The organism is Streptomyces sp. NPDC049837, from assembly GCF_040674455.1.
Taxonomy (GTDB): domain Bacteria; phylum Actinomycetota; class Actinomycetes; order Streptomycetales; family Streptomycetaceae; genus Streptomyces.
This window is the reverse complement of record NZ_JBFAMP010000003.1, coordinates 746,877-758,502: the sequence shown is the minus strand read 5'-3', so window position 1 is coordinate 758,502 and position 11,626 is coordinate 746,877. Positions and strand designations below refer to the sequence as shown.

Annotated in this window: 10 protein-coding genes; 8 read left to right on the top strand and 2 right to left on the bottom strand. The window is 72.5% G+C overall.

The window, feature by feature from the left end:
* The first annotated feature begins 189 nt into the window (after nt 1-189).
* Nucleotides 190-849, top strand: a complete 660-nt coding sequence (gene leuE / locus AB0J57_RS11385; RefSeq protein WP_366127810.1) for a leucine efflux protein LeuE — start codon at nt 190-192, stop codon at nt 847-849.
* Between the two features lie 91 nt (nt 850-940).
* Nucleotides 941-1,774 (top strand): MerR family transcriptional regulator, encoded by an 834-nt coding sequence (locus AB0J57_RS11380; protein WP_366127809.1) that lies wholly within the window; start codon nt 941-943, stop codon nt 1,772-1,774.
* On the opposite strand, the gene AB0J57_RS11375 is transcribed toward AB0J57_RS11380, so the two are convergent.
* The gene (locus AB0J57_RS11375; protein WP_366127808.1) at nt 1,761-3,059 is read right to left on the bottom strand and encodes a polysialyltransferase family glycosyltransferase; all 1,299 of its coding nucleotides are present in this window, start codon (nt 3,057-3,059) and stop codon (nt 1,761-1,763) included. The two genes, AB0J57_RS11380 and AB0J57_RS11375, sit on opposite strands and share 14 nt — an antisense overlap.
* Nucleotides 3,056-4,057, bottom strand: a complete 1,002-nt coding sequence (locus AB0J57_RS11370; protein WP_366127807.1) for a glycosyltransferase family 2 protein — start codon at nt 4,055-4,057, stop codon at nt 3,056-3,058. Before AB0J57_RS11370 ends, AB0J57_RS11375 begins: the two co-directional genes overlap by 4 nt.
* Nucleotides 4,058-4,235: 178 nt before the next feature.
* On the opposite strand from AB0J57_RS11370, the gene AB0J57_RS11365 reads away from it, so the two are divergent.
* From AB0J57_RS11365 to AB0J57_RS11340, 6 genes are all read left to right on the top strand, one after another.
* Entirely contained in the window at nt 4,236-5,504 is a 1,269-nt protein-coding gene (locus AB0J57_RS11365) for a DUF6716 putative glycosyltransferase (RefSeq protein WP_366127806.1), read from the top strand.
* 122 nt (nt 5,505-5,626) lie between these two features.
* Entirely contained in the window at nt 5,627-6,781 is a 1,155-nt protein-coding gene (locus AB0J57_RS11360; RefSeq protein WP_366127837.1) for an acylneuraminate cytidylyltransferase, read from the top strand.
* Nucleotides 6,782-6,793: 12 nt separating this feature from the next.
* The gene (locus AB0J57_RS11355) at nt 6,794-7,678 is read left to right on the top strand and encodes an N-acetylneuraminate synthase family protein (RefSeq protein WP_366127805.1); all 885 of its coding nucleotides are present in this window, start codon (nt 6,794-6,796) and stop codon (nt 7,676-7,678) included.
* Nucleotides 7,679-7,689: 11 nt separating this feature from the next.
* Entirely contained in the window at nt 7,690-8,727 is a 1,038-nt protein-coding gene (locus AB0J57_RS11350; RefSeq protein ID WP_366127804.1) for a hypothetical protein, read from the top strand.
* A gap of 260 nt (nt 8,728-8,987) precedes the next feature.
* Complete coding sequence (locus AB0J57_RS11345; RefSeq protein ID WP_366127836.1) at nt 8,988-10,208, top strand: amidohydrolase; 1,221 nt, start codon at nt 8,988-8,990, stop codon at nt 10,206-10,208.
* Between the two features lie 233 nt (nt 10,209-10,441).
* On the top strand, nt 10,442-11,485 hold the full coding sequence (locus tag AB0J57_RS11340; protein WP_366127803.1) for a BMP family ABC transporter substrate-binding protein: 1,044 nt from the start codon (nt 10,442-10,444) through the stop codon (nt 11,483-11,485).
* Nucleotides 11,486-11,626 lie beyond the last annotated feature (141 nt).

The window sequence follows — 11,626 nt, the reverse complement described above, 5'->3', positions numbered from 1 at the left end:
GAAGGCACCGACAACGTCCTCTACCCCATGAAGGACGCCCTCAAGGCGCGGGCCACCGTCGGCGAGGTCTGCAACGCCCTGCGCGAGGTGTGGGGGACGTACGTCCCGACGGACGCGTTCTAGCCCCACCCATTCCGCGATGCGGAACCCCGAGGCGGAGTGTCGTACCCACGTGCGACACTCCGTCTCATGCTGGGTGTCACCGATCTGCCGACCTACCTCGCGGGCCTCGTTCTGATCATTCTGCTGCCGGGGCCGAACTCGCTGTACGTGCTGTCCGTCGCCGCCCGGCGCGGGATACGGGCGGGCTATGTCGCCGCGTCCGGCGTGTGGTGCGGCGACACGGTGCTGATGACGCTCTCGGCGGCCGGTGTCGCCTCCCTGCTCCAGGCGAACGCGCTGCTCTTCGGCATCGTGAAGTTCGCGGGCGCCGGCTATCTGACGTGGCTGGCCATCGGCATGCTGCGCGCGGCCTGGTCGATGTGGCGGACCCGGCGGGAGCGGGTCGCGGAGGAGCTCGGCGCCGCCGCCCCGGCCCCCGCCTCGGAACGGCCGTTCCGGCGCGCCTTCGTGATCAGCCTGCTGAACCCGAAGGCGATCCTGTTCTTCATCGCCTTCTTCGTCCAGTTCGTCGACCCGGCGTACCAGTACCCGGCGCTGTCCTTCGTGGTGCTCGGCACGCTCGCGCAGGTGGCGAGCGTCCTCTACCTCACGCTGCTGATATTCACCGGCACCCACCTCGCCGCCGCCTTCCGCCGCCGCAAGCGGCTGTCCGCCACGGCGACGTCGGCGGCGGGCGCGCTGTTCCTCGGGTTCGCGGTGAAGCTGTCGCTCAGCAGCACGGCGTGAGCAGCAGACGTCAGCAGCAGACGTGAGCAGCACGGCGTGAACGTCCCCGCTTGACCCTGACACCGTGTGAGGCCGTGTCGTAGGAGGCGTCATGTTCACCATCGGAGACTTCGCCAGACACGGCCGGGTGTCGGTCCGGATGCTGCGCCACTACGACGCCATCGGACTGCTGCGCCCCGCCCACGTCGACCCGTACAGCGGCTACCGCTTCTACGAAGCCGGTCAGCTCGCCCGGCTCAACCGGGTCATCGCGCTCAAGGACCTCGGCTTCACCCTCGACCAGGTGCGGTCGATCCTCGACGAACAGGTCGGGGCCGAGGAGCTGCGCGGGATGCTGCGGCTGCGGCAGGCCGAGCTGGAATCGGCCATGAGCGAGGCGGCCACGCGGCTGGCGCAGGTCGCGGCGAGGCTCCGAGCCATCGAGAGCGAGGGACACATGCCCACACAGGACGTCGTCGTCAAGAGCGTTCCGGGAGTCCGGCTGGCCGAGCTGACCGGCATCGCCGCGGGCTTCGGCCCGGACGAGATCGGCCCCGTCATCACGCCCCTCTACCAGGAGCTGTGCGCCCGGCTGGAGGCCGCCGGGGTCACCGAATTCGGACCGGGCATCGCCCACTACGAGGACGCCCCGGCGGGGGACGGCTCCATCGTCGTCCACGCGGGGATCACCCTCCCGGCCGGTGTCACCGCCGCGGACGTCCCCGGCGTGGACGTCGTCGACCTGCCGGGCCTCGACCAGGCGGCGACAGTCGTCCACCGGGGCCCGATGGACGCCCTGCTGCCCACCATCCAGACCCTGGCCACCTGGATCGACACCAACGGCTACCGCTCGGCGGGCTACTCGCGCGAGCTGTACCTGGAGTGCCCGGAGGACCCGGCGAAGTGGGTGACGGAGATCCAGGAGCCGGTCGTCAGGACGCCCTGAGGACCGCGCGCTGAAGGCGGCGGGCCCGCCGGGCGAGGCGGCGCACCAGGGCGTTGCGGGGGACCGGGAGGCCGCCGGGGAGCCCGAGGACGGTGAGGCGGCGGCGCTTGAAGTAGCGGCGGGTCCCGGCGTCCCGGTGGGCGGACAGGTACCGTTCGGCCGCCGGGCGGAGGTCCGGGCGGACCTGCGGCTGCATGGCGAAGCCCACGGCGTGGAGGAGGCCGGCGAGGTCCTGGACCTCGCCGGCCTCACCGCTCTCCAGGTCGGGCAGCAGCGCGTCGGCGAGGGTCACCGGCACCCGGTTGCTGTTCTGGTACGGCGAGAGCCGGTCCAGCAGCGGGCCGGTGCCCAGGCGGGCGACCGGGATGCCGTAGAAGCGGGCCGCCGTGAACAGCCCGGTCGAGAAGCAGGCCACCACCAGCGCGGGCCGAAGCCGCCGGAACAGGACCTCAGCGAGCACGGGCCGGTCGAGCAGCGTCAGTTCGGCGCCCCGTGCGGCCGCCTCCCGCTCCAGGGTCCGCGACCAGGACGCGGGCGCCACCGGGTGCGGCTTGAAGACCAGGTGCCGGTGCCCGCGCGCCACAGCGCCGCGCACCATCCGTACGTGCAGGGCCTCCTCCTCGGCGGGGGAGAGGATGCCGAGGGCGGACAGGTACTGGCCGAGGAGCAGGGCAGCACCTTCCGGGGCGTCCACGGGCTCGTCCAGCTCGTCCGCCACCTTGGTGAACGCCTCCGTCGGGACGATCTCGGGTACGGCTCCGAACTCTTCCAGCAGCAGCGGACGCAGCCCCGGCACCAGGTCCAGGTGGAGCAGCCGCCGCACCCGCTCGCCGACCAGCGGGTCCAGCTTGACGCGCGTCGGGCCGTAGCTCATCAGCCCGTCCGCGTACACGTCGATCGGGGCGTCCGGGAAGAGCTGCGCGACCGTGAGCGCGGGCGCGACCTGGAGCGACTCGACGACCAGCTCGACCGGTTCGTCCTCGCCCAGCCCCCACAGCAGCCGCAGGTACCGCTCCCACAGCGGCACGTCGTCCGGCCGGGGCGACCAGGCGCCCGGGTGGAACGGCGCGACGGTGTCGTTCCACGACAGCACGGAGTCGAAGCGGCCGCGCAGCCGCTCGAAGCCGGGCATGCGGTCCAGCGGGACGGCCGTCTCGGGTATCGCCGCGTTGTTGGCCACCAGGAGCAGCCGGCGGCCGGCGGGCGGGAAGCAGCCGTTGTCCAGGGCGGCGGCGAGGGTGACGGCGCCGTAGAGGGTGGAGGCGTAGAAGAGCTGCGTGGTCATGCGGAGGCCTCCACCGGGACGGAGCCGACGGCCGAGGAGGGGACGGGGCGGCGGCGCAGCCTGCGCAGCCTGGCCGCCCGCTCGGCGTCCATCGTGTCGAGGGCGTCGTTCAGAATCCGCTGCGGCATCCGTTTCAGGGCCGCCGCGCTCAAGGTGCGCAATTTCCTCGCGACCGGCGCCTCGAACCGTTCCACCGACGCCAGATGGTGCGCGATGATCGCGCAGTAGGTGCGTACCGCTTTCGGCAGCAGCTTTTCCGCATCCGGGTCCTTCGCCGTTTCCGTGAGGACCTGGTCGAAAGCGCGGATGAAATCGAGCTGTCGAATGTCGCCGATTTGTGTGAGGGATGAGGAGACCCCGCGCCGGTAGAAGACCCCCAGCGTGCCGATCGCCGCGAACGAATCCGCTTCGCGGTGCAACCGCCATATCCACGGCCGGTCCTCGGCGGTGCGCAGCCCGTCGGTGAACCGCAGCAGCCCCCGGTCGGCGAGCCGCCGGTGGTACATCCCGGCCCAGGCGTACGGGTAGTCGACGGAGGTGGAGCGCTCGGCCGGCAGGATCGCGTCGCGCGGCCGCAGCACCACCCCGCGCCGGCCCACCGGAACCCGGTGCACCGTCCGGGTCCTGGCCGTGCACCGGACGTGGTCCGTGCGCACGAAGTCGCAGCCCAGTTCCTCGATCGCGGCCAGCACCCGGGCGAAATGGCCGGGCGCCAGCCAGTCGTCGCCGTCGAGGAACGCCAGGTACTCGCCCCGGGCGGCGTCGATGCCGGTGTTGCGGGCGGTGGCGAGTCCGCCGTTGCGGTCATGGGTGAGCAGCACCGCCCCCGGCAGTTCGCGCGCCGCACGCGCGAGGAGCTCGGGCGTCCCGTCCGTCGAACAATCGTCGACGAGCAGGAATTCGAAGTCCTCGCGGGCGTTGGCGCGCAGGCTCATCAGGGTGTCGGGGGCGTATGTCTGCACGTTGTAGAACGGCACGACGACGGAGAGCTTGACCACCCGCGAGACGCTAGGCCCACCTGCCGTCATTCGGCCTGACCGGAAAAGGGATGCGCGGTGAACACTGAGCGGCGCGCCCCTTAACCGGATTGCCGCCGGATTGCCGCCGGCCGCTGTTCACCGTTTGTTGCGGCCGAGTTGGGCCGGGCCGGCCGTGCGCCTTTCTAACGTCTCCGGCGTGCCATCACGCAACCGTGAAGCGGTGCGGATCGCGGTACTCGCGGACTCCGACACCCGATGGAAATGGGGCGCCCTGACGGCGCGTCGCATCAGCCCGCCGGTCAGCCGGGTGACCGGCTTCGTGCTGCGCGGCCGGGCCACCCCGACCACGCGCCAGCTCGCCGAGGTCGGCGCGGACGTGGCCGCCCCGCGGGAGGTGACCGGGGCGGAGTTCCTCCGCACGGTGCGGGACGAGGCGTACGACGTCGTCGTCCTCGCGCTCGTCGGCGGCACCGTCCAGGCGATGCTGCACGGCCTGGCCGGGATGGCGCTGCCGCGCCGCCCGGTGGTCGTCACCGGCTACGTCGGCGTCGTGTACGAGAAGCTCGCCGACGGGCTGCTGCTGCGGCACGGGGCCGATGTCGTGCTCGCCAACTCCCGCCACGACGCCCGGCGGTTCCGCGAGGTGTACGAGGGCGTCGGCGCCGACGCGTCGGCGGTGGTGGAGGCGGCGCTGCCGTTCCTCGGCGGGGCCCGGTACGCGCCGGCCCCCGGCCGTGACACGGTCGTGTTCGCCGCCCAGCCCTCCGTACCCGCGTCCCGGGCCGACCGTGCCTACCTGCTGCGCCGGCTGGTCGAGCACGCCCGGCTGCACCCGCACCGCGAGGTGCTCCTGAAGCTGCGCTCCAAGCCGGGCGAGCACACCACGCACGTGGAGGAGCACCCGTACCAGAAGCTCGCCCGGGGCCCGCTGCCGCCCAACGTCCGGCTGGTCCACGGCCACATGGGCGAGGTGCTCGACCGCACCGACCTGCTGGTCACCGTCTCCTCGACGGCCGCCCTGGAGGCCCTGCACCGGGGCGTGCCCACGGCGGTCCTCACCGACCTGGGCGTACGCGAGGCGCTCGGTAACCACCACTTCATCGGCTCCGGCCTGCTGACCTCCTGGGACCGGCTGGACGGCGGCCACCGCCCCCGGCCGGACGCCCACTGGCTGGCCGACCAGGGCGTGGCGGCCGACGGCTCGTACGCCAAGGCCTTCGACGCGGCCCGCGCCCGGGTGCTCGACCTGCTGGCCGCGCCCGCGCTGCCGCCGATCGCCCCGTACTACACGTCCGCGACCGCCCCCGGCTACCTGCCGGGCGTGCTGGGCCGCCACCGCCTCGACGCCACCGGGCCGCCCGCCACGAGCCCGGTACGGCGCGTGCTGCGCGAGGCGGCACGCGGCGTCTACCGCCACGGGGTGCAGCGCGTGGCCCCGGTGATCCGCCGCCTGGGGGAACTGTGACCAGCCGCCCGACGCTTCACCCCACGGCGCCCACGGCGCCCACGGCGCCCACGCCCCTCACCGACCCCACCGCGCCCGCGCGGCGCGGGCACCGGCCGGGCCGGCCCACCGTCCTCGCCGTCATACCCGCCCGGGGCGGCTCCAAGGGCATACCCGCCAAGAACCTCGCACCCGTCGGCGGCATACCCCTGGTCGCCCGGGCCGTCCGTGCCTGCCTGGGCGCCCGGCACGTGACGGACGTGGTCGTCTCGACGGACGACCCCGCGATCGCGGACACCGCCCGCGCGGCCGGCGCCGAGGCGGTCCACCGCCCGGCCGCCCTCTCCGGCGACACGGCGACCAGCGAGTCGGCCGTCCTGCACGCCATGGACGCCTTCGAGGCCCTGCACGCCCGGCCGGTGGACGCCGTCCTGCTCGTCCAGTGCACCAGCCCGTTCCTGACGCCCGGGGACGTCGACGGCGTCGCCGCCCGGGTCCTGGAGCACGGCGCCGACACGGCCCTGACGGTCGCCCCGTCGCACGGCTTCCTGTGGCGGCGGGAAGCCGACGCCCACGGGGTCAACCACGACAAGGCCCACCGCCCCCGGCGCCAGGAGCGCGAGCCCGAGTACCTGGAGACGGGCGCCGCGTACGGCATGGACGCGCGAGGCTTCCGTACCCACCGCCACCGCTTCTTCGGCCGCACCGCGCTCGTCGTCACCGACCCCGCCCGCGTCCTGGAGGTCGACGACCCGCACGACCTCGCCCGCGCCCGCGCGCTCGCGCCGCTGCTGGACGAGACCACGACCCCGTCCCTCGACGACATCGACGCCGTGGTCCTCGACTTCGACGGCACCCAGACCGACGACCGGGTGCTCGTCGACGCCGACGGGCGTGAACTCGTCGCCGTACACCGGGGCGACGGCCTCGGCGTCGCCGCGCTGCGCCGCGCCGGCGTCCAGCTCCTGATCCTCTCCAGCGAGCGCAACCCCGTCGTCGCCGCCCGCGCCCGCAAGCTCGCCGTCCCCGTCCTGCACGGCATCGACCGCAAGGACCTGGCGCTCAAGCAGTGGTGCGACGACCACGCCATCGACCCCCAGCGGGTGCTCTACGCCGGCAACGACGTCAACGACCTGCCCTGCTTCGGGCTCGTCGGCTGGCCCGTCGCCGTCGCCAGTGCCCACGACTCCGTACGGGCCGCCGCCCGCGCCGTCACCACCACGCCCGGCGGCGCCGGGGCGATCCGCGAGATCGCGGCCTGGCTCCTCGGCCCCACCCTGCACACCCCCGCAACGTAAGGAACAGCAACGATGAACCGCCTCCGCACCCTCGGCCACAAGACCGCCGGCCCCGGCGAGCCCGTCTACATCACCGGCGAGATCGGCATCAACCACAACGGCGACCTGGACAAGGCCATCGCCCTCATCGACGCCGCCGCCGACGCGGGCTGCGACGCCGTGAAGTTCCAGAAGCGCACCCCCGAGATCTGCACGCCGCGCGACCAGTGGGACGTCGAGCGCGACACGCCCTGGGGCCGGATGACGTACATCGACTACCGCCACCGGGTGGAGTTCGGCGAGGACGAGTACCGCGCCATCGACGAGCACTGCCGCGAGCGCGGCATCGACTGGTTCGCCTCCCCGTGGGACACCGAGGCCGTGGCGTTCCTGGAGAAGTTCGACCTGCCCGCCCACAAGGTCGCCTCCGCGTCCCTCACCGACGACGAACTGCTGCGCACCCTGCGCGCCACCGGCCGCACGGTGATCCTCTCCACCGGCATGTCGACCCCGAAGCAGATCCGCCACGCCGTGGAGGTCCTGGGCAGCGACAACATCCTGCTGTGCCACGCCACCTCCACCTACCCGGCCAGGGCCGAGGAGCTGAACCTGCGCGTGATCCAGTCCCTGATGCGGGACTACCCCAACATCCCCATCGGCTACAGCGGCCATGAGACCGGCCTCCAGACCACGCTCGCCGCCGTCGCGCTCGGCGCCTGCTTCGTCGAGCGCCACATCACCCTCGACCGCGCCATGTGGGGCTCCGACCAGGCCGCCTCCGTCGAGCCGGGCGGCCTCACGCGCCTCGTACGCGACATCCGCACCATCGAGACCGCGCTCGGCGACGGGGTCAAGAAGGTGTACGAGTCGGAGCTCGGCCCCATGAAGAAGCTCCGCCGCGTCCCGGCGACGGTATGACCGCGCCGCCGATGACCGCGCCGTCGCACCTGGCCTTCGTCGAGAGCCCCGTCCAGCTCCTGAACGTCCTGGAGTGGGCCCACCACGCCGGCCGGCCGGACCTCCTCGTCGTCGTCCTGTCGCCCACCGACCCGATGTCACGCGGCCAACTGCGCCGCATGGCCCAGCTCGCCCGCGACGAGGGGTTCGCCGTCCGCTGGCAGGAGGCGCGGGGGCGCCGGGGTGCGCTGCCGAGGGCGCTGCGCGACCTGGCGCCCGCCCTGCTGCGCGCCGAGCGGGTGATCATCGGCGATCCGTTCTCCCGTTACGTCCAGCTCCTGCTGACGCTCTTCGGGCCGCGTGCCCTCACGGTCGTCGACGACGGCACGGCCACCATGGAGTTCGCCGCCCAGCTCGCCCGGGGCGAACGGCTCGTGCGCTGGCACCGGCGCGGCCGGGGCCGGGGCCCGCGCGAACTGGCCCTCGCTCCGGTCACCGCCCTGGCCCGCCGCCGCCTCGCACCGGGGCGCGGGCGCACGGTCGAGATCTTCACCGCCCTGCCGGTCGAGGGGCCCGAGGGCGCCACGGTCACCACGAACCGCTTCGCGTGGACCCGCGCCCGGTTCGGCCCGCCCCGGCTGACCGGGGGCGCGGACCTGGTGGGCACCTCGCTGGTGGAGACGGGCGTGGTGGACCCCGACCGGTACACCGGGGCCGTCGCCGCGCTGGCCGCCGCCCACGGCGCCAGGCGCTACTTCGCGCACCGCCGCGAGAGCGTGGAGAAGCTGCACCGGATAGCGGTCGAGACGGGCCTGGAGATCGTCCGGCCGGACCTGCCGCTGGAGCTGATCGCCCGGCGCGGCCCGATCGGCCGTACGGTGCTGAGCTTCCCGTCCACGGTCGTGCACACCCTCCCGGCGGCCCTCGTGGGCACCGGCGTGACGATCACGGTGTGCGGGATAGCGCCGGAGTGGCTGCGCGAGACCGCCTCGCCGCGCGCCCAGGGCTTCCTGGCGGGCGTGGCGGAGTCGGCACGGTCGGCGCACGGCCTGTCGCTCACGGGAGCGTAGAGACGCCCGCGCCCGCACACCGGCCCTCGAAAGACCCGCGCCCGCACGCCCGCCCTCGCACAAACGATCACGAACGCGAACACCGATCCGAACGCGACCGAGAAAGATCGACAAAGGCCCGAAAACGCGTGAGCTTACCCACTTCGTCATGCCCTCAAGCCCGCTGCGCAGGGATTCTTTCCCCTATCGGGCTGAAGTTTTGTAGATCACACGTTAGTTGAGGTCGAAACACGCCTACCCTGTCATGGGTGAACAAGGTGATGTCCCGCGACCCCGAAACAGACGTTCCCGGCGATACGCCCCTGCTCGGCGCGCTGCCCGAGAGCCTGCGCGCCGAGTTGATCGCGTTCCGCCGGGATGTGCACATGCACCCCGAGCTGGGCTTCCAGGAGTTCCGCACCACCGCGGCGATCAAGACGCGCCTCGAAGCGGCCGGGCTCAGCCCCCGGGTCCTGCCCGGCGGCACGGGACTGACCTGTGACATCGGTACGTGGGACGGCGTACGCCCCATGCTGGCGATCCGCGCCGACATCGACGCGCTGCCCATCCCGGACACCAAGACGGACGTCCCGTACCGCTCCACCGTGCCGGACCGGGCCCACGCCTGCGGCCACGACGTGCACACCACCGTCGTCCTCGGGGCCGGCCTGGTACTGGCGGACCTGGCCCGCCAGGGGCTGCTGCCCAACGCCGTGCGCCTGATCTTCCAGCCCGCCGAGGAGGTCATGCCGGGCGGCGCGATCACCGCCATCGACGCCGGCGTGCTGGACGGCGTGGGCCGGATCGTCGCCGTGCACTGCGACCCGCGCGTCGACGTGGGCCGCATCGGGCTGCGCACCGGGGCGATCACCTCCGCCTGCGACCGCCTGGAGGTCACCCTCGACGGGCCCGGCGGCCACACCGCGCGCCCGCACCTGACGACCGACATGGTCACAGCGGCGGCCCGGGTCGCGGTCGACGCGCCCGCGCTGCTGGCCCGCCGGATCGACACCCGTTCCGGGCTGGTCCTGACCTGGGGCCGCATCGAGGCGGGGCACGCGCCCAACGTCATCCCCCAGCGCGCCGAGCTGGGCGGCACGGTCCGGTGCCTGGACCTGGACGCCTGGCGGCACGCTCCCGACCAGGTGTACGCGGCGATCGACGAGGTCGCGACGCTGCACGGCGCCAAGTGCCAGATCGAGTACGTCCGGGGCGTCCCGCCGGTGGTCAACGACGCGTCCGTCGCGCAGCTCCTGCACGACGCGATGGAGTCCCGGTGCGGCGCGTACGCGATCGAGGACACCGAGCAGAGCCTCGGCGGCGAGGACTTCTCCTGGTACATGGAGCACGTCCCCGGTGCGATGGCCCGCCTGGGCGTCCGCCGGCCGGGTGATACGGCCCGGCTCGACCTGCACCGGGGCAACTTCGACGTCGACGAGCGGGCCATCCAGGTCGGCGTCGAGCTCTTCACCGCCGCCGCCCTCATCGACGGCGGCCTCTGACCCTCTCGGAACGGACGTGGCCCGCCTGTTCGAGGCGGGCCCGACCGTCCATTTCCGGTCACCAACCGGGAGTGCGCCACTACGCCTCGTGGCAGTATCGAAAAGGTCATCCGCTGTTCGCGTCGATCTGATAACAGCTAACGAACGGGCCTTTACCTGACATCTACGCGCGTTACGATCGCCGCGAAACCAGCGCCGGAAGAGGCGCTTAGGTCAGGTCGAAGGAGCCTCCCTTGCGCCGGATCACCAGGATCGCAACTGTGGGCGTCGCATCAGCGGCACTCGCGCTCAGCGCCACCGCGTGTGGCGGAAAGTCGTCGGACAGCGCTTCCGACGGCGAAGCCAAGGCAGCCATCGCGTACGACATCGGTGGCCGTGGCGACCAGTCGTTCAACGATGCCGCGTTCGCCGGCCTGGAGAAGGCCGAGAAGGACCTCGGCATCAAGGGCACCGAGGCCGAGCCCAGCGAGGGTGAGGGCGACCCGGACAAGGTCCAGCGCCTGACCGAGCTGGCCCGTGCCGGCAACAACCCCGTCATCGGCGTCGGGTTCGCGTACGCGCCCGCCATCGCCGAGGTCGCGCCGAAGTTCCCGAAGACCACCTTCGGCCTGATCGACGACACCTCGAAGACCGGCAAGAACATCGCCAACCTGGTCTTCAACGAGGAGCAGGGCTCCTACCTGGCCGGTGTCGCCGCCGCCAAGGTGACCAAGTCCAACACCGTCGGCTTCATCGGCGGCGTCGAGACCCCGCTGATCAAGAAGTTCGAGGCGGGCTTCGTCCAGGGCGTCAAGGACACGAACAAGGCCGTCAACGTCAAGGTCCAGTACCTGACGCAGCCGCCGGACTTCGGTGGCTTCTCCAAGCCCGACCTGGGCAAGGCCGCCGCCGAGGGCCAGCTCGACGCGGGCGCCGACGTGATCTACGCCGCCGCCGGTCTCGCCGGCTCGGGCTCGATCGAGGCCGCCGCCAAGGCCAAGAAGTGGGCCATCGGCGTCGACTCCGACCAGTACAACCAGAAGGGCCTGGCGCCCTACAAGGAGTACATCCTCACCTCGGTGACCAAGGACGTCTCCGACTCCGTCTACAACCTGATCAAGTCGGTCAAGGACGGCAAGCCGCAGTCCGGTGAGGTCCGTTACGGCCTCGACAAGGACGGCGTGGGCCTGGCCACCTCCAACCCGGCCTACACCAAGATGACCGATGTGACCGCCGCGGTGAACAAGGCCAAGGCCGACATCATCGCCGGCAAGATCAAGGTCAAGACCGCTCCGTAACCGCGCGGCCGGGACCTGGGTCCGCGGGTCCGGAGAGGGTGGTGAAGGCCGCCCCTCCGGACCCGGACCATGTTCCCCCGGGTTTTTCCCCTTCGCTGTCGCTACGCGCGTAGAGCCCCGCCCGGCGCGATAACTTCGGCA

What these genes read in the sequence shown, in the direction of transcription:
- AB0J57_RS11350 (WP_366127804.1), top strand. Translation starts at nt 7,690, where the DNA reads ATGACCGCGCCGTCGCACCTGGCCTTCGTCGAGAGCCCCGTCCAGCTC.
- AB0J57_RS11355 (WP_366127805.1), top strand. Translation starts at nt 6,794, where the DNA reads ATGAACCGCCTCCGCACCCTCGGCCACAAGACCGCCGGCCCCGGCGAG.
- AB0J57_RS11345 (WP_366127836.1), top strand. Translation starts at nt 8,988, where the DNA reads ATGTCCCGCGACCCCGAAACAGACGTTCCCGGCGATACGCCCCTGCTC.
- AB0J57_RS11380 (WP_366127809.1), top strand. Translation starts at nt 941, where the DNA reads ATGTTCACCATCGGAGACTTCGCCAGACACGGCCGGGTGTCGGTCCGG.
- leuE (WP_366127810.1), top strand. Translation starts at nt 190, where the DNA reads ATGCTGGGTGTCACCGATCTGCCGACCTACCTCGCGGGCCTCGTTCTG.
- AB0J57_RS11375 (WP_366127808.1), bottom strand. Translation starts at nt 3,059, where the DNA reads ATGACCACGCAGCTCTTCTACGCCTCCACCCTCTACGGCGCCGTCACC.